The sequence below is a fragment of the Streptomyces lacrimifluminis genome, assembly GCF_014646095.1.
GTDB lineage: Bacteria > Actinomycetota > Actinomycetes > Streptomycetales > Streptomycetaceae > Streptomyces > Streptomyces lacrimifluminis.
In genome coordinates this window covers 206,845-229,883 of record NZ_BMMU01000003.1, presented here as the reverse complement: position 1 = coordinate 229,883, position 23,039 = coordinate 206,845, and the positions used below count along the sequence as shown (strand labels likewise).

The following is a 23,039-nucleotide window of genomic DNA, read 5'->3' as shown; positions in this document are numbered from 1 at the left end:
GACGCACTCCGGTCACATACCTATGTTGCCGTTCGAAGTGCTGATCGTTGTCCGGTATCCCGAACTGCATCGACAGAGCCGCGGAGTATCCATGTCACGCACAAGCACCCGCTGGAGACTAGGTCTCACAGTCACCACCGCATTCCTGGCGGTATCGGCGGTCGTCCCCGCCCCGGCCGGCGCCGTGGACGTCACCGACTACGCCATCACCGTGGACCGGGCCACCAAGGGCGCCAGGATCGACGACACGATGTACGGCGTCTTCTTCGAGGACATCAACCGCGCCGCCGACGGCGGCCTGTACGCCGAACTCGTGCAGAACCGGTCCTTCGAGTACTCCACCGCCGACAACCGCTCGTACACGCCCCTCACCTCCTGGGCCGTCAGCGGTACGGCGACGGCCCAGGACGACGAGGGCCGTCTGAACACCCGTAACCGCACCTACCTCTCCCTGGGCGCCGGCTCGTCCGTCACCAACTCCGGTTACAACACCGGGATCAGGGTCGAGAGCGGCAAGAAGTACGACTTCTCCGTCTGGGCCCGAGCCGACCGGGCCGGCGCGCTCACCGTGTCCCTCGCCGACGCCGAGGGCACCCTCGCCGAGGTACGCCAGGTCACGGTGAAGGGCGGCTGGGCCAAATACCGGGCGCGGTTCACCGCGACCCGCTCCAGCACCGCCGGGCGGCTGACCGTCGCGACGGACAACTCCGTTGCCCTGGACATGATTTCGCTGCTCCCCCGGGACACCTACAAGGGGCACGGGCTGCGCGAGGACCTCGCCGAGAAGATCGCCGCGCTCGACCCCGGCTTCGTCCGCTTCCCCGGCGGCTGCCTGGTCAACACCGGTTCCATGCAGGACTACAGCGAGGCGTCCAACTGGGAGCGCCGGCGCTCGTACCAGTGGAAGGACACCGTCGGACCGGTCGAGCAACGCGCGACCAACTCCAACGTCTGGGGCTACAACCAGAGTTACGGGCTCGGCTACTACGAGTACTTCCAGTTCTCGGAGGACATGGGCGCGATGCCGCTGCCCGTCGTCCCGGCACTGGTCACCGGCTGCGGGCAGAACCAGGCCGTCGTCGACGAGGCGCTGCTCAAGCGGCACATCCAGGACACCCTCGATCTCATCGAGTTCGCCAACGGGCCGGTGACCAGCGAGTGGGGTCGCAAGCGGGCGCAGATGGGCCACCCCGAACCCTTCCGCCTCACGCACATCGAGGTGGGCAACGAGGAGAACCTGCCGAACGAGTTCTTCGCCCGCTTCACGGAGTTCCGCACCGCCATCGAGGCCAGGTACCCGGACATCACCATCATCTCCAACTCCGGCCCGGACGACAGTGGTTCGACCTTCGACACCGCCTGGAAGCTCAACCGGGACGCCAACGTCGACATGGTCGACGAGCACTACTACAACAGCCCGCAGTGGTTCCTCCAGAACAACGACCGCTACGACTCCTACGACCGCAGCGGCCCCAAGGTCTTCCTCGGGGAGTACGCCTCCCAGGGCAACACCTTCAAGAACGCCCTCACCGAGGCCGCGTTCATGACCGGTCTGGAGCGCAACGCGGACGTCGTCAAGCTCGCCTCGTACGCCCCTCTGCTGGCCAACGAGGACTACGTGCAGTGGCGCCCCGACATGATCTGGTTCAACAACCACGCGTCCTGGGGCTCGGCCTCGTACGAGGTGCAGAAGCTGTTCATGAACAACGTCGGCGACCGCGTGGTGCCCACCACCGCCACCGGCACGCCCTCGGTGAGCGGCCCGATCTCCGGAGCCGTCGGTCTGTCGACGTGGGCCACCACGGCGGCGTACGACGATGTGAAGGTCACCGGCGCGGACGGCACGGCGCTGCTGACCGACGACTTCTCGGGTGACGCCTCCCGGTGGACCCATACCGGGGGCGGGAGTTGGGCGGTCCAGGACGGGCAGTACGTCCAGACGGACGTCGCCGCCGAGAACACCATGGTGTCCGCGGGCGACCCCGCCTGGCACGACTACGACCTGCATGTGAAGGCCACCAAGCAGTCCGGCAGGGAGGGCTTTCTCGTCGCCTTCGGCGTCAAGGACACGGGCAACTACTACTGGTGGAACCTGGGCGGCTGGAACAACACCCTGAACGCCGTCGAACAGGCAACGGACGGCGGCAAGTCGACGCTCGTGTCCAAGGCCGGCTCGATCGAGACGGGCCGCGCGTACGACATCGACGTGAAGGTGCGGGGCCGACAGGTCACCCTCTATCTCGACGGCCAGGAGTGGGGCAGCTTCACCGACGACAAGCCGGCCGAGCCGTTCCGTCAGATCGTCACCAAGGACGCGAAGAGCGGCGACCTGATCGTCAAGGTCGTCAACGCCCAGGCGGCGCAGGCCCGTACGGCGATCGACCTCGGCAAGGCGAAGGTCGGGTCCAAGGCCGTGGTGACCACGCTGGCCGCCGCGCCGGACGCGGTGAACAGTGAGACGGCCACACCGGTGGCGCCGGTGAAGTCGACGTTCACGGGTGTCGCGAAAAAGTTCACGTACACGTTCCCGGCGAACTCCGTCACCTTCCTGCGGATCAAGAAGGGGTGACGGGGAGAGCGCAGAGGGGCTGACCGGACGGGCGGTCCAGGTGCCGGAGGGTGCCTGGGCCGCCCGAACCGGGTTCAGCCGGTCGTATCCGCCGCCGCGACGAACGCCCCGTCGACGCGTACCGGCACCACCGCGCTCACCTCCACCTCCGTCGCGATCGCCACGTCCTCGGGAAACCCGCCGTCGACCAGTTCCCGCCCCGAGGCGCTCGCGAGCACATCGGCGGCGACGTCCGGAGAGGCGGTGAAGGCGGTGGCGACAGTGCCGGCCTCGGGCGAGAAGGACGTCCGGCCGCTGCCGTGGATGTCCAGCGAGGCGACTACGGCGCCCGCCCCCAGCAGGTCCTCCAGGGCCGGTCGCAGGCTGCCGTCCGGCCAGCGCTCACCGGCGGCGATCACCCCGACCGGCCGCTCGGCGGCTCCGTACCCCTGTTCGGTGAGCCACGCGCCCACCGCGGTGGCGTTGCGCAGGCAGGCGGCCACCACCCTCGTCCGGTCGTCGGCCGCCGCCGAGATGGCCGAGCCGTTGGGCGACGGCAGCACCAGCCGGGCGGCGAAGGGCGCCCGGCGCAGCGCCGCCGGGGAGAGAGACCAGGGGGTGTCGGGACCGACCGCCCTGCGGCCGACGGCGAGCCGGGCGTCCTGCCGCTCGGCGAAGGCCGCGGCCGTGCCGTCGCGCCACGGGTAGGGGAAGACGCGGGCACCGGCCTCGACGGCGACCGAGACCGACGTCGTGAACGACAGCACATCGACGACGACCAGGCAGGACACCTCGCGGGCGAGGTGCCGCGCGCCGGCCGGCCCCCACTCGAAGCGGACCCCGTACCCGGACTGGAGAAAGTCCTCACGCATACCGATGATCATGCCATGGCCATGATCATCGGTAGGGTGTTCGTTCGGGCCTGCCCGGCGCCGCATATTGATCCACCATATTGCATAAACGTGCAGCGATACGTATAGTCATGCCATCAAGGAGGAGGGTTCCATGGCGGTACGTGTGGCGGTGGCCGGAGCGAGTGGGTACGCGGGCGGAGAACTGCTGCGTCTGCTCCTTGTCCACCCCGAGGTCGAGATCGGCGCCCTGACCGGCAACTCCAACGCCGGACAGCGGCTCGGCTCGCTGCAGCCGCATCTGCTGCCGCTGGCCGGCCGTGTGCTCCAGGAGACCACACCCGACGTGCTCGCCGGGCACGATGTCGTCTTCCTCGCGCTGCCGCACGGGCAGTCCGCCGCCGTCGCCGAGCGGCTCGGGCCGGATGTCCTCGTCGTCGACATGGGCGCCGACTTCCGGCTCCACGACGCGGCCGACTGGGAGAGGTTCTACGGCTCCGCGCACGCCGGGACCTGGCCCTACGGCCTCCCCGAACTGCCGGGTGCCCGCGCCGCGCTGGAGGGGTCCAAGCGTGTCGCGGTGCCCGGTTGCTATCCGACCGCCGTCTCGCTCGCCCTCTTCCCGGCGTACGCCGCCGGCCTCGCCGAGTCCGAGGCCGTGATCGTCGCCGCCTCCGGGACCTCCGGCGCCGGCAAGTCGGCCAAGACCCACCTGCTGGGCAGCGAGGTCATGGGGTCCATGTCGCCGTACGGCGTCGGCGGCGGTCACCGGCACACACCTGAGATCGTCCAGAACCTCAGCGGCGCGTCGGGCTCGCCCGTCGCCGTCTCCTTCACGCCCACCCTCGCCCCCATGTCCCGCGGCATCCTCGCCACCTGCACCGCCGCCGCCCGGCCCGGCGTCACCGCCGAGTCCGTGCGCGCCGCCTACGAGAAGGCGTTCGCCGACGAGCCGTTCGTGCACCTCCTCCCGGAGGGGCAGTGGCCCGCCACGGCGTCCGTCCACGGTTCCAACGCCGTTCAGGTGCAGGTCGCGTACGACGGGTCCGTGCGCCGCATCATCGCGATCAGCGCCATCGACAACCTGACCAAGGGCACCGCGGGCGGTGCCGTCCAGAGCATGAACATCGCCCTCGGGCTCGACGAGACCACCGGGCTTTCCACGATCGGAGTCGCACCGTGAGTGTCACGGCAGCACAGGGGTTCACGGCGGCGGGCATCGCCGCCGGGATCAAGGAGAACGGCAACCCGGACCTGGCCCTCGTGGTCAACAACGGGCCCCGCCTCGCCGCCGCCGGCGTCTTCACCTCCAACCGCGTCAAGGCCGCACCGGTGCTGTGGTCCGAGCAGGTGCTGAAGGGCGGCATCGTCTCCGCCGTCGTCCTCAACTCCGGTGGCGCCAACGCCTGTACGGGCCCGAAGGGCTTCCAGGACACCCACGCCACCGCCGAGAAGGTCGCGGACACCCTCGGCCTGAACGCCGGAGAGGTCGCGGTCGCCTCCACCGGACTCATCGGGCTGCTTCTTCCGATGGACAAACTCCTGGCGGGAGTGGAGAGCATCACCGGTCAACTCTCCGAGCACGGTGGCGAGAAGGCGGCCATCGCCATCAAGACCACCGACACCGTCCACAAGACGGCCGTCGTCAGCAAGGACGGCTGGACCGTGGGCGGCATGGCCAAGGGCGCGGGCATGCTCGCCCCCGGCCTCGCCACCATGCTCGTCGTCCTCACGACGGACGCCGACGTGGACAGCGAGAACCTGGACAGGGCGCTCCGCGCGGCCACGAGGACGACCTTCGACCGGGTCGACTCCGACGGCTGCATGTCCACCAACGACACCGTGCTGCTGCTCGCCTCCGGCGCCTCCCAGGTCTCCCCGGAACAGGCCGAGTTCGCGGAGGCCGTACGGGCCGTCTGCGACGACCTCGGGCAGCAGCTCATCCGGGACGCCGAGGGCGCCAGCAAGGACATCAAGGTCGAGGTCGTGGGCGCGGCCAGCGAGGACGACGCCGTCGAGGTGGGGCGCTCCATCGCCCGCAACAACCTCCTCAAGTGCGCCATCCACGGCGAGGACCCCAACTGGGGCCGCGTCCTGTCCGCCATCGGCACCACTCGGGCCGCCTTCGAGCCGGACCGGCTCAACGTCGCCATCAACGGCGTCTGGGTCTGCAAGAACGGCGGTGTCGGCGAGGACCGCGACAAGGTCGACATGCGCTACCGCGAGGTCCACATCGTCGCCGACCTCGCCGCCGGCACCGAGACCGCGACCATCTGGACCAACGACCTCACCGCGGACTACGTCCACGAGAACAGCGCGTACTCTTCATGAGCACCACGCGGAAGCACACCGCCCTGCCCAAGGCCAGGATCCTCATCGAAGCGCTGCCCTGGCTGACCCGTCACAACGGCAAGGTCGTCGTCATCAAGTTCGGCGGAAACGCCATGGTGAACGACGAGTTGAAGGACGCCTTCGCCCAGGATGTCGTCTTCCTGCGCCAGGCCGGCCTCAAACCCGTCGTCGTGCACGGCGGCGGCCCGCAGATCAGCGCCGCCCTCGACAGACACGGCATCGTCAGCGAGTTCAAGGCGGGCCTCAGGGTCACCACCGAGGACGCCATGGACGTCGTACGCATGGTGCTGGCCGGGCAGGTCCAGCGGGAGCTGGTCGGGCTGCTCAACCAACACGGGCCGCTCGCCGTCGGGTTGACCGGCGAGGACGCGCACACCATCACCGCCACCAAGCATCTGCCCGAGATCGACGGAGAGTTGGTCGACATCGGGCGGGTGGGCGAGATCACCGCGATCGACACGGGCGCGATCGAGGCACTGCTCGCCGACGGCCGTATCCCGGTCGTCTCGTCGATCGCCCGTAGCCAGGACGACGGACATGTCTACAACGTCAATGCTGATACGGCGGCTGCGGCACTCGCTGCGGCACTGGGCGCCGAAACCCTCATGGTCCTCACGGACGTCGAGGGCCTCTACGAGGACTGGCCCAACTCCGACGAGGTGATCAGCCGCCTCACCGCTTCCCAGCTGGAGAAGCTGCTCCCGGAGTTGAGCTCCGGCATGGTGCCGAAGATGGAGGGCTGTCTGCACGCCGTGCGCAACGGAGTGAACACCGCCCGCGTCATCGACGGCCGGGTCCAGCACTCGATCCTGCTGGAGATCTTCACGGACGAGGGTATCGGCACGATGGTCGTGCCCGATGCGGAGGAAGAGGGGGATGACGCATGAACGCCGGCCAGGACCCGAGCGCGAACCAGGAGCTGACGCAGCGGTGGCAGGGCGCGCTCATGAACAACTACGGCACCCCCCGGCTGCCCCTCGTCCGCGGCGCGGGAAGCACGGTGTGGGACGCCGACGGCAAGGCGTACGTCGACTTCGTGGGCGGCATCGCGGTGAACGCGCTCGGCCACGCCCACCCCGCGATCGTCGAGGCGGTCTCCACCCAGATCGCCTCCCTCGGCCATGTCTCGAACCTCTTCGTCGCCGAACCGCCCGTCGCGCTCGCCGAACGGCTGCTCCAGCGCTTCGGCCGGCACGGCAAGGTGTTCTTCTGCAACTCCGGCGCCGAGGCCAACGAGGGCGCCTTCAAGATCGGCCGGCTGACCGGGCGGGGGCACATGGTGTCCACCGAGGGCGGCTTCCACGGGCGGACCATGGGCGCCCTCGCACTCACCGGCCAGCCCGGAAAGCGTGAGCCCTTCGTGCCGCTGCCGGGTGACGTCACCTACGTCCCGTACGGCGACGCGCAGGCACTGGCCGCCGCCGTCACCGACGAGACCGCCCTCGTGATCATCGAGCCCGTCCAGGGCGAGAACGGTGTCGTGGTCCCGCCCGCCGGCTACCTGAAGGCGGCGCGCGCGATCACCGCCGCGACCGGCGCCCTGCTCGTCCTCGACGAGGTGCAGACCGGCGTCGGCCGTACCGGACACTGGTTCGAGTACCAGGCCCACGAGGGAGTCCTGCCCGACATCGTCACCCTCGCGAAGGGCCTCGGCGGCGGACTGCCCCTCGGCGCGACCGTCGCCTTCGGCCGCGCCGCCGACCTGCTCCAGCCCGGCCAGCACGGTACGACGTTCGGCGGCAACCCGGTCGCCTGCGCCGCGGGACTCGCCGTACTCGACACCATCGAGAACGAGGGGTTGCTGGAGAACGTCAAGCGGCAGAGCGAGAAGTTGCGGGACGGAATCGAGGGTGCGGGCCACCCGTTGATCGATGGTGTCCGGGGTGCGGGACTTCTCCTGGGTATCGTGCTCAACGAGCCCCTCGCGCCCCAGGCGCAGCAGGCGGCTCAGGACGCCGGGTTCCTGGTGAACGCGCCCGCTCCCGATGTCATTCGGCTCATGCCGCCGCTGAACATCGGTGACGCCGAAGTGGACGCGTTCCTCCAGGCACTTCCCGGAGTGCTCGACGTGGTTGACGGGAAGGACTAGCCGGGGAATGAGACGACGACGATGACGCAGGCGCAGGATCACGAGCACGCGGGGCCTGCCGTACCGCAGACCCGCACCGCACGCCACCGCCGGATCGTGGACATCCTCAACCGGCAACCGGTGCGGTCGCAGAGTCAGTTGGCGAAGCTGCTCGCGGACGACGGGCTGACCGTCACGCAGGCGACGCTCTCCAGGGACCTGGACGAACTGAACGCGGTGAAGATCCGTAACACCGACGGCGATCTCATCTACGCGGTGCCGAGCGAGGGCGGGTTCCGTACACCGCGCGCTCCGCTGGGGGAGTCGGCGAAGGAGGAGCGGATGCGGCGGCTGTCCGCGGAGTTGCTGATCTCCGCGGAGGCGTCCGCGAATCTCGTGGTCCTGCGGACCCCGCCGGGGGCTGCGCAGTTCCTGGCCTCGGCCATCGACCAGGCCGAGTTGCACGACATCCTGGGGACGATCGCCGGGGACGACACGTTGATGCTGATCAGCCGGGATCCCGTGGGGGGTCAGGCGTTGGCCGATCACTTGTTGGCGCTGGCTCAGAAGAACCATTGAGCGGCCGAGTTCTGGGTGCGGGGCCGCTGTGGCTTGTCGCGCAGTTCCCCGCGCCCCTGGTAGGACTCCCTCAGCCGAGTCGTCTGGCCAGGCCCCCGGTGCACCTGACCTCGTCGCCCGCCGTGATCAGCAGGGCCTCCACGTCCGGTAGCGACTCCAGCCAACTCAGCGCCTGCCTCGACCCCATCGCGAACGCCGCAGTCGCCCAGGCGTCCGCCCATGTCAGGTTCGGGGCCACCACCGTCACCGCCAACAGGTCCGTCACCGCGGATCTGCCGGTGCGGGGGTCGACGATGTGGGTGCCGCGTTCCGCCGTGCCGGAGGTGGCCACCGCCAGTTCGTCGGCGCCCGCCGCCGAGACCACGGCCGCCAGGCCGCCGGGGCGGAGCGGGTCCGACACGCCTACCCGCCAAGGGCGTTGGGGGCCAGGCGCACCGCACAGCTGGACGTCCCCGCCGCCGTTGACGCTGACCCCGCTCACGCCGGCCGCGGTCACCGTTCTGGCCGCGCGTTCCGCCGCCCAGCCCTTGACCAGTCCGGTCGGGTCGATCTGCCCCTGGTAGGTGTGACTGAACCACCCCTCGCTGACCCGTTCCGCCTCGGCGCACAGGTCGAGCACCTCGGCGACCTCCGGGTCGCAGTCGGCGACGGAGATCTCGCCGCGCGCGAGCCGGGAGATCTGGCTGTTCTCGCGATAGGTGCTGAACACCTCGTTGACCTTGTGCAGTCCGGCGATAGCTGCTGCCAACGCCACCTGGACCGCACGGGGTTCCCCGCCGCGGACGTCAAAGGAGAAGACGGTCCCCATGACCTCCTCCGCATGACGCACCGCGACGGGAGCTTCCGCGGGATCAACCACCGGCCTGGTCCAGGGCCGACTGGAGGGACTTCTTGTAGCCGGCGCTGGTGTAGCTGGCGCCGGACACCGCGTCGATGTCGCCATCGCCCGCCGTCACCGCCTCCTGGTTGAGCTTGGGGATCGCGTCCCCGGAGATCTGGTCGCTCCGGCCGCCACTGGGCGCCTGGACCGCCGACGCCGAGGTGATCCTGCCCTTGGTCAGCGTGACCCGGACCTGCACCGGGCCGTACTCCGTCTGGACCACGCTTCCGGTGTACGTGCCGCCCCCGTTGGAGGTCGCACCGCCTTCGGCCGCACCGCCTTCCGCCGCACCGCTCGCCGCGCCACCCGAATCCGCTGCCGAGCCGGGGGCCGGGGCGGCCGGAGCAGCGTCCGCGCCCGTCCCCTTGTCCGGTTCCGCGGCGGGAACCTTGTCCAGGGCCGACTGCAGCGACTTCTTGTAGCCCGCGCTGGTGTAGCTGGCGCCCGAGATCGCGTCGATGTTCGCCGTGCCGGCGGCGACCGCTTCCTGGTTGAGCTTGGGGATCGCGTCGCCGGAGATCTGGGTGCTCTGGCCGCCGGTGGGCGACTTCACCGCCTCCGCCTTGGTGATCTTGCCGCCGCTGACCGTGATGCGGACCTGGACGGGACCGTACTGGGTGTCGACCGCGTCGCCGGTGACCGTGGCGGCCTGGGCCGCACCGCCGCCCCCGGTGGCGCCCGTACCGGCACTGGCCTTGTCCAGGGCGGACTGCAGCGACTTCCCGTAGCCCGCGCTCGTGTAGGTGGCGCCGGAGACCGCGTCGATGCCCTCGGTGCCGGCGGCGACCGCCTCCTGGTTGAGCTTGGGGATCGCGTTGCCGGAGATCTGGTCGCTCTGACCGCCCTTGGGCGACTGCAGCGCCTCCGCCTTGGTGATCTTGCCGCCGCTGACCGTGATGCGGACCTGGACCGGACCGTACCGGGTCTTGATCGTGTCGCCGGTGAAGGTGCCGTCCTTGGGGGCCGCACCGCCCTGGGCCGACTCCTGTGCCGCGGCCGTCTGCTGCGGCAGAGCGCCGGCAGCCTGCGCGGACCCGGGGTCCGACGACGGCTTCAGCGTCAGCAGCAGCACGATTCCGGAAACTGTGGCGGCGCTCGCCAGCATGACGCGCCGAAAGGGGTGACTCTTCTTCATCGCTCCTGGCTCCCGTCGCTCACATCTCGAACGACTCGTGGTGGATACGGCGCGCCGGAACACCCGCGCCGCGAAGTGCCTCGTACACACCCTGCGCGAAGCCGGGCGGCCCGCACAGGAAGACGTCGTGGTCGTCGATGTCCGGCAGCTTCCGTCGCAGCGACTCGGGCGAGATGTCCGGGCGCTCCCCGTCGGGGCTGTTCACCGCGTACATGAGACGGGCGCCGCGCTCGTTGGCGATGGTCGCCAGCTCGTCCCACAGGGCCAGGTCCTGGGTGCTGTTGGCCCGGTAGAGAAGGGTCAGGTCGCCCGCCGCGCCGGGCAGGGTCTCGAACAGGGCGCGCATCGGGGTGATGCCGACACCGCCGGCCACCAGCAGCACCTTGCCCTGGCTGCGCTTGGAGGCGGTCAGAGCGCCGTACGGGCCCTCGGCCCACACGCGGGTGCCGGGCTCCAGGTCGCGCAGGGCCGAGCTGTGGTCGCCGATCGCCTTCACGGTGATGCGCAGCATGTTGGGGCGGGGTGCCGCCGACAGCGAGTACGGGTGCGAGCTGAACCGCATACCGGGGGCCAGGAAGCGCCAGCGGAAGAACTGGCCCGCCTCGGCGCCCATCCGGTGCAGCTTCCGGCCGCTCATCAGCACGGACACGATGCCCGGGGTCTCCTCGATGACCGCCTCGACCCGCAGCCGGTGGCGCATGTTCAGCCGGATCGGCGTGACGATGCGGTACCAGAGGACCAGCGCGGTCACCGTGCCGTACAGCGCGTACCAGGCGGTCTTCGCGGCCGGCTCGACGACGAACTCGTTGCCCGTGGACAGCTGGTGCCAGAAGGTCAGGAACGTTGCCGCGTACGTCAGCAGGTGCACGTGGTACCAGAGGTCGTACGGGATCATCCGCCGGACCGGGCCGATGGAGATGAGCCCGATGAACACCAGCACACCCGTGCCGATCGCCGCCTTGCCCATGTCGGGCAGCTGGTTCACCGAGTCGACCGTCTGCTGGACGATGCCGGAGAACGTGTTCCCGGCCTGGAGGGCGTACCCGTACATGATCAGAACGACGTGCGCCACGACCAGGCAGAGCGTGTACCGGCCGCTCATCGCGTGCCAGCGCGCCACCCGGTCCGACCCGACCCGGCGTTCCAGCGCGGGCACCCGGGCCATCTGGAGAACCACCAGCGCCATCAGGTAGCCGCCGAGCAGACCGGTGATCCGGCCGGCCGCGATGATCTGGGCGGTGGTGTCGGCCAGGGAGGGCGTGTTGCTCCACCAGAGCCAGATCACTCCGGCCGCGCCCGCCGCTACGGCGAGCAGCAGCGGGACGGCGGGGGAGCGGCGGGGTCGGATGCGGCGCATCGTCTGGCGCCGCGCGGCACGTCCGCCTGCGATCGTGGTGGTCACGGTTCCTCCGTGGGACGGGGTCGAGAGAGGCTTGGCCCCTTGGCCCACACATACGTGCCACGGCCGCTGAGTGTTCAGTGACCCGATAAGTCCACAGTTAAATGGGGTGACGGCCGGTAACACCCCGTTCCGGCGATGCACCGGAGGCGCCCAGAGGAGGCCCCCAGAGCCGCCCGGCGACGCCCGGAGAGCCGAGTGAGGCTCAGTAGCGGACGATGGCGGTCGGCCCGCTCTCCGTACCGATCGCGATGTGCGGCCGGCGGGCCGGATCGGCCCACGCCAGGATCGCCCGCATCGCCTCCGCCGGCACCGACACACAACCTGCCGTCGCGGCACGCCCGTTGACGTGCAGGAAGATGCCCGCTCCGCGCTCTCGTACCGGCTTGGCGTAGTTGAAGGCGATGACATACGCGTGGGCGTACTGCTGCGTGTACGAGATCAGGTGCTCGGACTCGGCCGCCCGGCAGTCGGCGGGGCGGGGCTCGGTCCAGCGGTTGTAGGAGCGCGAGTCGTTGTCCTGGCACCACCAGGAGTTCTGGCGCACGGGCCGGTAGGCCACCTTGGTGCCGCTGGGCGCCGCCTTGATGCCGAAGGCGTACGGCAGGTCGTACAGCCCGGTCGGGGTGGTGTTCGTGCCCTGTCTGCGGGAGCCGCCCTCGACGAGCCCGTTCGCACCGAAGCGGGCGGGCGCGGAACCGGCCTTCGTCCATGTCCCGTCGCGCAGGTTCCACCAGGTGAGCGTGCCCGAGGTCGCCTTGGTGCGCGGCGCCTGAGCGGTGATCAGCTGGGAGCCGCCGCCGGTGTCGGCCAGCAGGGCGGGCAGCGGCGGCGCGGCCGTGGGAGGGGCACCGGGGGCGAGCAGGAGAAGGGACGCGGTGGCGAGGACGACGGCGGCTGCGGGACGCATGGCTCAGACCGTACTGGGCGGGAGCGGCAACGGCAGCCCCGGTAGTCCGTCCAGGCTCGTCGCGATGTGGTCCTTCTTCTCGAAGTAGGCGCTGAGCGAGGCGTCGTCCTCACGCGCGAAGCGTCTGGCGTGCAGATCGCGGTCGCCGTCGTACGACATGAAGGGCACCGAGTATCCGCAGCTGTCCCGGACGAGTTCGGCGTGTACGACGATGATGGCGCGCAGGCCGTGCGCGGTGGCGTCGATGTCCGGGAAGCGGGCGAGGAGTTCGGGGAAGCGCGGGTCGTCACGGAAGACCGGCTCGCCGCGGCCGTGCACCCGGACGATGTTCGGCGGGCCCTCGAAGGCACACCACATGAGCGTGATCCGGCCGTTCTCGCGCAGATGGGCGACGGTCTCGGCGGTGCTGCCCGCGAAGTCGAGATACGCCACGGCTCGCTCGTCGAGGATCACGAAGGAGCCCTTGAGGCCCTTGGGGGAGACGTTGACCGTACCGTCGCCGGACAGCGGGGCGGTCGCGGTGAAGAAGAGGGGCTGCGCCTCGATGAACGTACGCAGGCGGCCGTCGATGCGTTCGTATGTCTTTCCCATGACCGATCATTGTCCGGGAAAGTCGTTCGCCTGTCTAAGGGTTTGGGCGACGTGTCCACGGCTGTGGCGCCGTGGCGCTGTGCAGGCCCGTGGCCGCCCCGGCCGGCGCTTGCGTCGGGGCGGCCACAGTGCCTGTCACGTCACTTGGTGAACGTGCAGGCGGCCAGCGAGTCGAGGCCGGTCGGCTTGGCGGCGGTGCGGCCGATGGCGGTGGCGATGCGGTTGATGGTCGCCACGCGCTTGTCCTTGAGCGGGCCCACGATCGCGTTCTGGACGAAGTTGGGACCGCCCTGGCCGACCGTGTTCACGAGCCGCGTGTTGGCCTCGCTGATCTGCGTGTTGAGCAGGGCGAGGTTGCGGGTGACCTCGGCCTGCGCCGACGCCGGGATCGCGGGCAGGCGCGAGGCCACGTCCGGGCAGCTGATGGTGCCGGCGCCGTTGTTGTTGCCCGCGTTGCCGGCATTACCCGTGTTGCCGGTGTTCCCGGCGTTACCCGTGTTGCCCGCGTTACCGGTGTTGCCGCCCGCCTGCGGCGCCGCTGCGGCCCCGGCGCCGTTGAGGGTGCAGGGCGCCAGGGCGTCGAGGCCGACCGGCTTGGCGGCGGTGCGGCCGATGGCGGTGGCGATGCGGTTGATGGTCGCCACGCGCTTGTCCTTGAGCGGACCGACGATCGCGTTCTGGACGAAGTTGGGACCGCCCTGGCCCTGGGTGTCGACGATGCGCTTGTTGGCCTCGGCGATCTGCGTGTTGAGCAGGGCGAGGTTGCGGTCGACCTCGGCCTTCGCCGACGCCGGGATCGCGGGCAGTCTGTTCGCGACCGCCGGGCAGTTCACCGTCGCGGTCGCGGCCTTGGTGGTCGCCTTGGCCGTGGTGTTGTTCTTGGACGTTTCCCCGGCAAGGGCGGAGCCGGCGACGATCGCGCCGGACAGAGCCACCGCGGCGGCGCCGCCGATGATGCCCACACGACGCTTGTTGTACTTCGGAAGAGCCCTGGACATGCGGATGCCTCACTCGGGTCAGGGGGTGGCTGTGTGGTTCCAGTCGGTGTACAGACGCGGCGCCTGCGTCTGGCGTGAGGTACGGGTAAGCGGTTTCGCATGTTCAAAGGCTCGTCAAAGATCCCTGGAAATTCTTCGAGATTGACGAACCATGCAGAGTCCTGCATACTCATGCATGTCAGCGAATGCACTGTGAGGAGAAAACCCGTGACCGAGCGCGTCGTACTCGCCTACTCAGGCGGTCTGGACACCTCCGTCGCCATCGGCTGGATCGCCGAGGAGACGGGCGCCGAGGTCATCGCCGTCGCGGTCGACGTCGGCCAGGGCGGCGAGGACCTGGACGTCATCCGCAAGCGCGCGCTCGCCTGCGGTGCCGTCGAGGCCGAGGTCGCGGACGCCCGGGACGAGTTCGCCGAGGAGTACTGCCTTCCGGCGATCAAGGCCAACGCCCTCTACATGGACCGCTACCCGCTGGTCTCCGCCCTCTCCCGGCCGACGATCGTCAAGCACCTCGTCGCCGCCGCCCAGAAGCACGGCGCCACCACGGTCGCCCACGGCTGCACGGGCAAGGGCAACGACCAGGTGCGGTTCGAGGCCGGCATCGTGGCTCTCGCCCCCGACCTCCAGTGCATCGCCCCGGTCCGTGACTACGCGATGACCCGCGACAAGGCGATCGCCTTCTGCGAGGAGAAGCAGCTCCCGATCGCCACCACCAAGAAGTCCCCGTACTCCATCGACCAGAACGTCTTCGGGCGCGCTGTCGAGACGGGCTTCCTGGAGGACATCTGGAACGCCCCGATCGAGGACATCTACGAATACACCTCGAACCCGGCCACCCCGCGCGAGGCCGACGAGGTCGTCGTCTCCTTCAAGGAGGGCGTCCCGGTCGCCATCGACGGCAAGCCGGTGTCCGTCCTCCAGGCGATCCAGCAGCTGAACGAGCGGGCCGGCGCCCAGGGCATCGGCCGGATCGACATGGTCGAGGACCGTCTCGTCGGCATCAAGTCCCGTGAGGTGTACGAGGCTCCGGGCGCGATCGCCCTGATCACGGCCCACCAGGAACTGGAGAACGTCACGGTCGAGCGTGAACTCGCCCGCTACAAGCGCCAGGTCGAGCAGCGCTGGGGTGAACTGGTCTACGACGGCCAGTGGTTCTCCCCGCTCAAGCGCGCCCTGGACGGCTTCATCAACGAGGCCAACCAGCACGTCAACGGCGATGTCCGGATGACCCTGCACGGCGGTCGCGCGACGGTCACGGGCCGGCGCTCGGACACCTCCCTCTACGACTTCAACCTCGCCACGTACGACACGGGCGACACCTTCGACCAGGCCGCGGCCAAGGGCTTCATCGACATCTACAGCCTGTCGTCGAAGATCGCGGCCAAGCGCGACCAGGCGTAACCGATACCGTTGTTGGCGCCGCCTCCCCTCCGTACGGGTGGGGAGGCGGTCGCACATCCGGGATGTGGAGCTGGACGTGCATCCCGGAACGCGTATCCAGAACCTGAGAGCAGCAACACCCTCCGAGGAGCAACGCAAGTGAGCAGCAACAGCGGTGACGTTCGGCTCTGGGGCGGCCGTTTCGCCGACGGTCCCGCCGAGGCCCTGGCCAAGCTGTCCGCGTCCGTCCACTTCGACTGGCGGCTCGCGCCCTACGACATCGCCGGATCGCGTGCCCACGCGCGCGTGCTGCACAAGGCGGGCCTGCTCACCGAGGACGAGCTGACGCGCATGCTGGCCGGGCTCGACCAGCTCGAAGCGGATGTCGCCGACGGCACCCTGGTCGGCACGATCGCCGACGAGGACGTCCACACGGCCCTGGAACGCGGTCTGCTGGAGCGTGTCGGCCCCGACCTCGGAGGCAAGCTCCGTGCGGGCCGCTCGCGCAACGACCAGGTGGCGACGCTCTTCCGCATGTACCTGCGCGACCACGCCCGGATCATCGGCGGTCTGATCGCCGACCTCCAGGACGCGCTGATCGGCCTCGCGGAGGCCCACCCGGACGTGGCGATGCCCGGCCGTACCCACCTCCAGCACGCCCAGCCGGTCCTGTTCGCCCACCACGTCCTGGCCCACGCCCAGCCCCTGTCCCGGGACGCGGAGCGCCTGCGCCAGTGGGACGAGCGCACCGCGGTCTCCCCGTACGGCTCGGGCGCCCTCGCGGGCAGCAGCCTCGGCCTGGACCCGGAGTCGGTGGCCAGGGACCTCGGCTTCGAGCACGGCAGCGTGGGCAACTCGATCGACGGCACGGCCTCGCGGGACTTCGTCGCCGAGTTCGCCTTCATCACGGCGATGATCGGGGTCAACCTCTCCCGGATCGCCGAGGAGATCATCATCTGGAACACGAAGGAGTTCTCCTTCGTGACCCTGCACGACGCCTTCTCCACGGGCTCGTCGATCATGCCGCAGAAGAAGAACCCGGACATCGCGGAGCTGGCGCGTGGCAAGAGCGGCCGTCTCATCGGCAACCTGACGGGTCTCCTGGCCACCCTCAAGGCCCTGCCCCTCGCCTACAACCGCGACCTCCAGGAGGACAAGGAGCCGGTGTTCGACTCCTGCGACCAGTTGGAGGTCCTGCTCCCCGCCTTCACCGGCATGATGGCCACGCTCACCGTCCACCGCGAGCGCATGGAGGAACTGGCCCCGGCCGGCTTCTCCCTCGCCACCGACATCGCCGAGTGGCTGGTCAAGCAGGGTGTCCCGTTCCGGGTCGCCCACGAGGTCGCCGGCGAGTGTGTGAAGGCCGCCGAGGCGGACGGGGTCGAGCTGGACGGCCTCACCGACGACCAGTTCGCGAAGATCAGCGCCCACCTCACCCCCGAGGTCCGCACGGTCCTGAACGTCAAGGGCGCCCTGGCCTCCCGCAACGGCCGCGGCGGCACGGCGCCGAGCGCGGTGGCGATCCAACTGGCAGAGGTGAAGGCGAACGTGGCGGCCCAGCACGCATGGGCAACGGCCAAGGGAAAGTAACCCCTGAAGGGCCGCAGGCACCTTCAGGGGCGCGGAGAACTGCGCGACAAGCCACAACGAGCCCGCACTCGCCAACGCACCTGAAGAACCGAGCTCTGAGGCACGAGGGGGGTCGAAGGGGCACAGCCCCTGAAGGATGGGACGGGTAGGGGCGGCGGGGGCGAAAAACCCCCGGCGCCCCTCGCGCAGCAAACGCCCCGAAGGTCATCGCGGGTTACGTTGGTCGGAAGCCGTACCGGACCCGACCGAACGGAACCCGCGATGCCCTTCACCCGACTGGCCACAGCGACAACCCCCACCTGCCACCTCGGACTCGGCCTCGCCGCAGTCGCCCGCCCCGGCTACATCAACCTCAACCGAGACGAAGACCTCGGAGAGAACCGCAGCGTAGAGACCCTCCGCACCCGCACCCACGAACTCCTCGACGCCGCATACGCCCAGGGCGTGCGCTACGTCGACGTGGCCCGCTCCTACGGCCGCTCCGAGGAGTTCCTCGCCGACTGGCTGACGACGCGCCCCGACATCGACGACATCGTGATCGGCAGCAAGTGGGGCTACACCTACACCGCCGACTGGGCCACCGACGCCGAGCGGCACGAGGTCAAGGACCACGGTCTCGCGACGTACGAGCGGCAGCGCGCCGAGAGCGGCCATCTTCTCGGTGACCGGCTCGACCTGTACCAGATCCACTCCCTGACCCCCGACAGCCCGGCCCTGTCGGACAAGGAACTTCACGTCCGTCTCGCCGAGGCCGCCGCCGAGGGCCTGACCGTCGGCTTCTCCACCAGCGGCCCCGCCCAGGCGGACACCGTCCGCGCCGCCCTCGCCGTCACGGTCGACGGTGAGCCCCTCTTCCGTACCGTCCAGTCGACGTACAACGTCCTGGAGACCTCCGTCGGGCCCGCGCTGGCCGAGGCCCACGACGCCGGACTGACGGTGATCGTCAAGGAGGGCATGGCCAACGGCCGCCTCGCCGCCGGGCAGGCGCCCGACACCGTACGGGCGGTCGCCGAGGAGACGGGACTGGGCGCGGACGCCGTCGCCCTCGCGGTGGTACTGCGCCAGCCGTGGGCCGGGGTGGTGCTGTCCGGCGCGGCCACGGCGGCCCAGCTCGCCTCGAATCTGCACGCGGCGGTCGTCGACCTCGACGAGGACCACCTGGCGCGCCTGGCCGCGCTGGTGGAGGAGCCGCGCGCCTACTGGGAGCGACGCGGGCAGCTGCCCTGGCACTGATGCTCTTCGTCGAGTGAGCAGCCCTGACACGCGCATGCCTGGGATGAGACAATGATGTCTCATATGGTCTAGTGTTGTCTCATGTCCGTCGATCGTGAACACGTGCTGCGCAGCGCAGCCGCCCTCCTCACCCGGAAATCCACGTCCACCATGGACGAGGTCGCCAAGGCGGCCGGAATCAGCCGGGCCACGCTGCACCGCCTCTTCGCGGGGCGGGACGCGCTCGTACGGGCACTCGAAGGGCTCGGCATCGAGGAGTGCGAGGCGGCTCTGACCGCCGCGCGACTCGGCGACGGCACCGCCCAGGAGGCCGTGCGCCGCCTGGTGCGGGAGCTCGAACCGGCCGCCGGACTGCTCGCGTTCCTCTACACCGAGAACCAGCTGTTCGAGGGCGAAGAGCAGAACGAGGGCTGGGCCCGGATCGACGCCGCCATCGCCGCCCTGTTCCGGCGCGGCCAGCAGAGCGGCGAGTTCCGCATCGACCTCACCCCGGCCTGGCTCACCGAGGCGCTCTACGGGCTCATGGCCTCCGGCGCCTGGGCCGTGAGCGAGGGCCGGGTCGCCCCCAAGGACTTCAAGCACATGATCGTCGAGCTGTTGCTCGGCGGCGCACTACGGAGAGAGGAATCATGACCAGCACCCTGCGGCCGGCCCACGCGACGGAGGAAGGGAAGCGTCCCGGCCGCTGGCTCGCGCTGTCCGTCCTCGTGCTGGCCGTGCTGCTGGTGGCCGTCGACGCGACCGTTCTCGGTCTCGCGAGCCCCTACATCAGCGAGGACCTGAAGCCGTCCGGCACCCAGTTGCTGTGGATAGGCGACGTCTACTCGTTCGTCATCGCGGGCCTGCTCGTCTCCATGGGCAGCCTCGGTGACCGTATCGGCCGCAAGCGGCTGCTGCTCATCGGCGCGACCGCGTTCGGCGCGGTGTCCGTGCTCAACGCCTATGCGACGACACCGGAGTTCATGATCCTGGCGCGGGCGCTGCTCGGCGTCGCCGGCGCGACCCTGATGCCGGCCACGCTCGCCCTGATCCGCAACCTCTTCCACGACCCGCGCGAACGCAGCCTCGCCATCGGCATCTGGGGCGCGACGGCCTCCGCCGGTACCGCGGTCGGCCCGGTCGTCGGCGGGTTCCTGCTCGAACACTTCTGGTGGGGCTCGGTCTTCCTGATCAACCTGCCCGTGATGGTGGTCCTCGTCCTCGTCGGTATCAAGCTGCTCCCCGAGTCGCGCAACCCGGCGCCGGGTCCGTGGGACGTGCGAAGCGTCGTACTGTCGCTCGTCGGCATGATCGGCATCGTGTACGGCATCAAGGAGGCGGCGTCACACGGCTTCTCGTGGGCGGCGCTGGGCGCGGCGGCCCTGGGTGGCGCGGCTCTGTACGGCTTCGTGCGCCGTCAACTCACCCTCCCCATCCCACTCCTGGACATGCGGCTGTTCCGCGACCGGGGGTTCAGCGGGGCCGTACTGGCCGACCTGCTGACCATCCTCGGACTGTCCGGGCTGGTGTTCTTCCTCTCGCAGTATCTGCAACTGGTGCAGGGCCGGGGGCCGTTGGAGGCGGGCCTCGCCGAACTCCCTGCGGCGATCGGTGCGGTGGTGGCGGGTCTGCTCGCCGGTGCGGCGGCCCGGCGCTACTCGGTACGGGCCGTGGTCTCGGGCGGCCTCGCGGCCATCGGCCTGGCCCTGGCGGCGCTCACCGTCGTGGACCGGTCGACCGGCTATCCGCTGCTCGGCACCGCGCTGCTGGTCGTGGGCGTGGGTGCCGGCCTCTCGTTCACCGTGACCTCCGACGTCATCCTCGGCAGCGTTCCCAAGGAGCAGGCGGGCGCGGCAGCCGCGGTGTCGGAGACGGCGTACGAACTGGGCGCCGCCCTCGGCATCGCCCTCCTCGGCTCGATCGTCACCGGTGTCTACCGAGACTTCGACGCCCCGACCGGCACCCCGCCCGAGGCCCACGAATCACTGGGCGGCGCGGTGGAAACAGCGGCGAGCCTGCCGACGCACACCGCAGAGGCGCTGCTGAACGCGGCCCGCGAAGCCTTCACCGACGGAATCGCCCTGGCAGCGGGCGCGGGCGCGGTGGTCCTCCTGGCAGCGGCGGGCGCGGCCTGGGTACTGCTGCGAGGGCAACAACTTGAGGGACGGGAGCACTGAGGGGCGCGGGGAACGGCGCGACAAGCCACAACGAAGCCGCACCCGACGAACACCCGCAGCAGCCCCCGTTACGCGGCCTTCGCCTTCGTCGCGTACATATCCACGTACTCCTGCCCAGACAACCGCATGACCTCGGTCATCACCGAGTCGGTCACGGCCCGCAGCACATACCGGTCCCGGTCCATCCCCTCGTACCGGGAGAACTCCATCGCCGCACCGAACCGCACCGTGACCCGCCCCGGCCGGGGCATCCCGGCGCCGCCGGGCTGCAACTTGTCCGTGCCGATCATCGCGAACGGCACGACGGGCGCGCCCGTCATCAGGGTCAGCCGGGCGATGCCGGTGCGGCCCCGGTAGAGGCGGCCGTCGGGGGAGCGCGTGCCCTCGGGGTAGATCCCGAACATGCGGCCCTCCTCCAGCACCCGGCGGCCGGTCATCAGTGCCGCGACACCGCCGTTGGCCCCGTCCCGGTCGACCGGGACCATGCCGACGCCGGTGAAGAACCAGGCCATGAGGCGGCCCTTGAAGCCCTTGCCGGTGACGTACTCGTCCTTGCCGATGAACACGACCTGCCGGTCGCAGACCAGCGGAAGGATCATCGAGTCGATGAACGTGAGGTGGTTGCCGGCCAGGATCACCGGGCCGTCCCCGGGGATGTGCTCCATGCCTTCCACCCGTGGGCGGAACATCAGGCGCATGATCGGTCCGAGCAGTGCCTTGATGAGCGCGAAGCGGGACAACGGGCCCTCCGGTGTCAAGGGATCGGTATAAGTCTGTGCAGGTGAGGACGATACTCGCGCCTCGGGGGGTAGTGCACATCGGGTTCACCGAGTACTTACGCACTGTTGACCCGCGTTTACCTGCGATGGCGCGGTGTTGCCGGCAGGTGACGGTCCGCCACGAATGTGACGGACATCGCCTGAGAACGCATGGACACCCACTGGAGCGCGTACCCATGGAATCCGCATCAATCCAGTGTCCATGCGGACCGACTGCCCCAGCACCGCCTTTCGCACCTGCCTGTACGACATCCAGCGTGACCCGCGTGTTCCGCCCGAAGCCTCCCTGTCGCCATGTACACGCACCTACGATCGGTCCGTTTGGACAGATGACGGTGCGGCAGGAGAGGTGCTCATGGGCACGCTGGAGTCGAACGGACATGCGCAGGGGGAGCCGACGGGGGCGGGGCGGCGGACGCTGCTCGGAGCCGCGATGCTGGGTGCGGGCGGCGCGGTCCTCGGGCTGCCCGGCGCGGCGCGAGCCGACGCCCAGGACGCCGGGCCGAACGCGCACCGGGACGTCAAACACGGAGGCGGTGGCTTGAAGAGCCTGCCCGTACCGACGATCATCGGCCACCGGGGTGCCAGCGGCTACCGCCCGGAGCACACCTTCGGGTCGTACCAGCTCGCCCTCGACCTGGGCGCGGACATCGTCGAGGCCGGTGACCTGGTCCCCACCAAGGACGGTCACATCGTCTGCCGCCACGAACCCGAGATCGGCGGCACGACGAACGTCTCCGACCATCCCGAGTTCGCGAGCCGCAGGACCACCAAGGTCCTGGACGGTGTCGCCGTCACCGGCTGGTTCACCGAGGACTTCACGCTCGCCGAGCTGAAGACGCTGCGCGCGATCGAGCGCATTCCGGCCAACCGCCCGCACAACACCCTCTACGACGGCCGCTGGGAGATCCCCACCTTTGAGGAGGTTCTCCGCTGGCAGGACGAGCAGACCCGCAAGCGCGGCAAGCAGGTCTGGATCTACCCCGAGACCAAGCACCCCACCTACTTCCGGGCGCTCGGCCTGGGTCTGGAGGAGCGGGTCGCGAAGCTGCTGCGCAAGCACGGCAAGGACAAGAAGAACTCGCCGGTCATCCTCCAGTCCTTCGAGCCGACCAGCATCCAGCGCCTGAACCGGCTGGTGGGCAACCCGCTCGTCGTCCTCCTCTCGGCGGCGAGCACCCGCCCCTGGGACTTCGTGACGACCGGCGACCCCCGCACGGTCGCCGACCTGGTCAAGCCGGCCGGTCTGAAGGAGATCGCCTCGTACGCGCAGGGCATCGGCCCGACCCTCGACCTGGTCATCCCCAAGGACTCGACGGGCGCCCTCACCTCGCCGACCGCCCTGGTCGCCGACGCGCACAAGGCGGGCCTGATCCTGCACCCGTACACCATGCGCAACGAGAACCCCTTCCTGCCGGCGAACTTCCGCAAGGGCACGGACGCGGACGCCTACGGAGACGCCTTCGGCGCGTACCGGACGTACTTCGCGACGGGCATCGACGGCGTCTTCACGGACAACCCGGACACGGGCGTGCTGGCCCGCGCCGACTTCCTGAACGACTGAGGCGACTGGGACGGGTGAGGCGACCG

Annotated in this window: 20 protein-coding genes; 12 read left to right on the top strand and 8 right to left on the bottom strand. The window is 69.9% G+C overall.

The features are described 5' to 3' along the window. Positions 1 to 91: 91 nt before the first annotated feature. Positions 92 to 2,569 carry an alpha-L-arabinofuranosidase family protein gene (locus IEY89_RS06470; RefSeq protein ID WP_189146287.1) on the top strand — a complete coding sequence of 826 codons (2,478 nt, stop codon included), beginning with the start codon at positions 92 to 94 and terminating at the stop codon, positions 2,567 to 2,569. Positions 2,570 to 2,643: 74 nt separating this feature from the next. Here the strand turns inward: IEY89_RS06470 and IEY89_RS06465 are convergent, their stop codons facing one another. Next, positions 2,644 to 3,420 carry a 2-phosphosulfolactate phosphatase gene (locus tag IEY89_RS06465; protein ID WP_189146286.1) on the bottom strand — a complete coding sequence of 259 codons (777 nt, stop codon included), beginning with the start codon at positions 3,418 to 3,420 and terminating at the stop codon, positions 2,644 to 2,646. A 133-nt stretch (positions 3,421 to 3,553) separates the two neighbouring features. Between IEY89_RS06465 and argC the strand changes: the two genes are divergently transcribed. From argC to IEY89_RS06440, 5 genes are read left to right on the top strand one after another with little or no spacing between them, the layout of a single operon-like run. Next, positions 3,554 to 4,582: an N-acetyl-gamma-glutamyl-phosphate reductase gene (argC, locus tag IEY89_RS06460; protein WP_189146285.1), complete on the top strand. Its 1,029-nt coding sequence runs from the start codon at positions 3,554 to 3,556 to the stop codon at positions 4,580 to 4,582. After that, positions 4,579 to 5,730, top strand: coding sequence for a bifunctional glutamate N-acetyltransferase/amino-acid acetyltransferase ArgJ (gene argJ, locus IEY89_RS06455; protein ID WP_189146284.1), 1,152 nt, complete (start codon positions 4,579 to 4,581; stop codon positions 5,728 to 5,730). Before argC ends, argJ begins: the two co-directional genes overlap by 4 nt. After that, positions 5,727 to 6,638: an acetylglutamate kinase gene (gene argB / locus IEY89_RS06450; RefSeq protein WP_189146283.1), complete on the top strand. Its 912-nt coding sequence runs from the start codon at positions 5,727 to 5,729 to the stop codon at positions 6,636 to 6,638. The genes argJ and argB overlap by 4 nt, the downstream gene beginning before the upstream one ends. Continuing rightward, a complete protein-coding gene (locus IEY89_RS06445) occupies positions 6,635 to 7,840 on the top strand; it encodes an acetylornithine transaminase (protein WP_189146282.1) in 1,206 nt (401 codons plus the stop codon). Before argB ends, IEY89_RS06445 begins: the two co-directional genes overlap by 4 nt. A gap of 21 nt (positions 7,841 to 7,861) precedes the next feature. Further along, positions 7,862 to 8,398 carry an arginine repressor gene (locus IEY89_RS06440; protein ID WP_189146281.1) on the top strand — a complete coding sequence of 179 codons (537 nt, stop codon included), beginning with the start codon at positions 7,862 to 7,864 and terminating at the stop codon, positions 8,396 to 8,398. Positions 8,399 to 8,468: 70 nt separating this feature from the next. Here the strand turns inward: IEY89_RS06440 and IEY89_RS06435 are convergent, their stop codons facing one another. The 6 genes from IEY89_RS06435 to IEY89_RS06410 form a co-directional block, all read right to left on the bottom strand. Further along, positions 8,469 to 9,206: an FAD:protein FMN transferase gene (locus tag IEY89_RS06435; protein ID WP_229695071.1), complete on the bottom strand. Its 738-nt coding sequence runs from the start codon at positions 9,204 to 9,206 to the stop codon at positions 8,469 to 8,471. 43 nt (positions 9,207 to 9,249) lie between these two features. After that, the gene (locus IEY89_RS06430; RefSeq protein WP_189146279.1) at positions 9,250 to 10,413 is read right to left on the bottom strand and encodes an FMN-binding protein; all 1,164 of its coding nucleotides are present in this window, start codon (positions 10,411 to 10,413) and stop codon (positions 9,250 to 9,252) included. Between the two features lie 19 nt (positions 10,414 to 10,432). Beyond that, a complete protein-coding gene (locus IEY89_RS06425; protein ID WP_189146278.1) occupies positions 10,433 to 11,815 on the bottom strand; it encodes a ferredoxin reductase family protein in 1,383 nt (460 codons plus the stop codon). A 202-nt stretch (positions 11,816 to 12,017) separates the two neighbouring features. Continuing rightward, positions 12,018 to 12,722, bottom strand: coding sequence for a L,D-transpeptidase family protein (locus IEY89_RS06420; protein ID WP_189146277.1), 705 nt, complete (start codon positions 12,720 to 12,722; stop codon positions 12,018 to 12,020). A gap of 3 nt (positions 12,723 to 12,725) precedes the next feature. Continuing rightward, positions 12,726 to 13,313, bottom strand: coding sequence for a pyridoxamine 5'-phosphate oxidase family protein (locus IEY89_RS06415; protein WP_189146276.1), 588 nt, complete (start codon positions 13,311 to 13,313; stop codon positions 12,726 to 12,728). 140 nt (positions 13,314 to 13,453) lie between these two features. Further along, positions 13,454 to 14,311: a hypothetical protein gene (locus IEY89_RS06410; protein ID WP_189146275.1), complete on the bottom strand. Its 858-nt coding sequence runs from the start codon at positions 14,309 to 14,311 to the stop codon at positions 13,454 to 13,456. Between the two features lie 207 nt (positions 14,312 to 14,518). On the opposite strand from IEY89_RS06410, the gene IEY89_RS06405 reads away from it, so the two are divergent. The 5 genes from IEY89_RS06405 to IEY89_RS06385 all read left to right on the top strand — a co-directional run bounded on the left by IEY89_RS06405 (position 14,519) and on the right by IEY89_RS06385 (position 20,670). Then, a complete protein-coding gene (locus tag IEY89_RS06405) occupies positions 14,519 to 15,712 on the top strand; it encodes an argininosuccinate synthase (protein ID WP_189146274.1) in 1,194 nt (397 codons plus the stop codon). Positions 15,713 to 15,850: 138 nt separating this feature from the next. Further along, a complete protein-coding gene (argH, locus tag IEY89_RS06400; RefSeq protein WP_189146273.1) occupies positions 15,851 to 17,281 on the top strand; it encodes an argininosuccinate lyase in 1,431 nt (476 codons plus the stop codon). A 261-nt stretch (positions 17,282 to 17,542) separates the two neighbouring features. Further along, a complete protein-coding gene (locus IEY89_RS06395) occupies positions 17,543 to 18,514 on the top strand; it encodes an aldo/keto reductase (RefSeq protein ID WP_189146272.1) in 972 nt (323 codons plus the stop codon). 81 nt (positions 18,515 to 18,595) lie between these two features. Beyond that, positions 18,596 to 19,147 (top strand): TetR/AcrR family transcriptional regulator, encoded by a 552-nt coding sequence (locus IEY89_RS06390; RefSeq protein WP_189146271.1) that lies wholly within the window; start codon positions 18,596 to 18,598, stop codon positions 19,145 to 19,147. Next, a complete protein-coding gene (locus IEY89_RS06385; RefSeq protein WP_189146270.1) occupies positions 19,144 to 20,670 on the top strand; it encodes an MFS transporter in 1,527 nt (508 codons plus the stop codon). The genes IEY89_RS06390 and IEY89_RS06385 overlap by 4 nt, the downstream gene beginning before the upstream one ends. A gap of 68 nt (positions 20,671 to 20,738) precedes the next feature. On the opposite strand, the gene IEY89_RS06380 is transcribed toward IEY89_RS06385, so the two are convergent. Continuing rightward, a complete protein-coding gene (locus tag IEY89_RS06380) occupies positions 20,739 to 21,410 on the bottom strand; it encodes a lysophospholipid acyltransferase family protein (RefSeq protein WP_189146490.1) in 672 nt (223 codons plus the stop codon). A 394-nt stretch (positions 21,411 to 21,804) separates the two neighbouring features. On the opposite strand from IEY89_RS06380, the gene IEY89_RS06375 reads away from it, so the two are divergent. Beyond that, positions 21,805 to 23,013: a glycerophosphodiester phosphodiesterase gene (locus IEY89_RS06375; protein ID WP_189146269.1), complete on the top strand. Its 1,209-nt coding sequence runs from the start codon at positions 21,805 to 21,807 to the stop codon at positions 23,011 to 23,013. Positions 23,014 to 23,039 lie beyond the last annotated feature (26 nt).

Excerpts from the sequence above, each read along its gene's own strand:
- IEY89_RS06470 (WP_189146287.1), top strand. The coding sequence starts at position 92 with ATGTCACGCACAAGCACCCGCTGGAGACTAGGTCTCACAGTCACCACC.
- IEY89_RS06465 (WP_189146286.1), bottom strand. The coding sequence starts at position 3,420 with ATGCGTGAGGACTTTCTCCAGTCCGGGTACGGGGTCCGCTTCGAGTGG.
- argC (WP_189146285.1), top strand. The coding sequence starts at position 3,554 with ATGGCGGTACGTGTGGCGGTGGCCGGAGCGAGTGGGTACGCGGGCGGA.
- argB (WP_189146283.1), top strand. The coding sequence starts at position 5,727 with ATGAGCACCACGCGGAAGCACACCGCCCTGCCCAAGGCCAGGATCCTC.
- IEY89_RS06445 (WP_189146282.1), top strand. The coding sequence starts at position 6,635 with ATGAACGCCGGCCAGGACCCGAGCGCGAACCAGGAGCTGACGCAGCGG.
- IEY89_RS06440 (WP_189146281.1), top strand. The coding sequence starts at position 7,862 with ATGACGCAGGCGCAGGATCACGAGCACGCGGGGCCTGCCGTACCGCAG.
- IEY89_RS06435 (WP_229695071.1), bottom strand. The coding sequence starts at position 9,206 with ATGGGGACCGTCTTCTCCTTTGACGTCCGCGGCGGGGAACCCCGTGCG.
- IEY89_RS06430 (WP_189146279.1), bottom strand. The coding sequence starts at position 10,413 with ATGAAGAAGAGTCACCCCTTTCGGCGCGTCATGCTGGCGAGCGCCGCC.
- IEY89_RS06420 (WP_189146277.1), bottom strand. The coding sequence starts at position 12,722 with ATGCGTCCCGCAGCCGCCGTCGTCCTCGCCACCGCGTCCCTTCTCCTG.
- IEY89_RS06415 (WP_189146276.1), bottom strand. The coding sequence starts at position 13,313 with ATGGGAAAGACATACGAACGCATCGACGGCCGCCTGCGTACGTTCATC.
- IEY89_RS06410 (WP_189146275.1), bottom strand. The coding sequence starts at position 14,311 with ATGTCCAGGGCTCTTCCGAAGTACAACAAGCGTCGTGTGGGCATCATC.
- IEY89_RS06395 (WP_189146272.1), top strand. The coding sequence starts at position 17,543 with ATGCCCTTCACCCGACTGGCCACAGCGACAACCCCCACCTGCCACCTC.
- IEY89_RS06390 (WP_189146271.1), top strand. The coding sequence starts at position 18,596 with ATGTCCGTCGATCGTGAACACGTGCTGCGCAGCGCAGCCGCCCTCCTC.
- IEY89_RS06385 (WP_189146270.1), top strand. The coding sequence starts at position 19,144 with ATGACCAGCACCCTGCGGCCGGCCCACGCGACGGAGGAAGGGAAGCGT.
- IEY89_RS06375 (WP_189146269.1), top strand. The coding sequence starts at position 21,805 with ATGGGCACGCTGGAGTCGAACGGACATGCGCAGGGGGAGCCGACGGGG.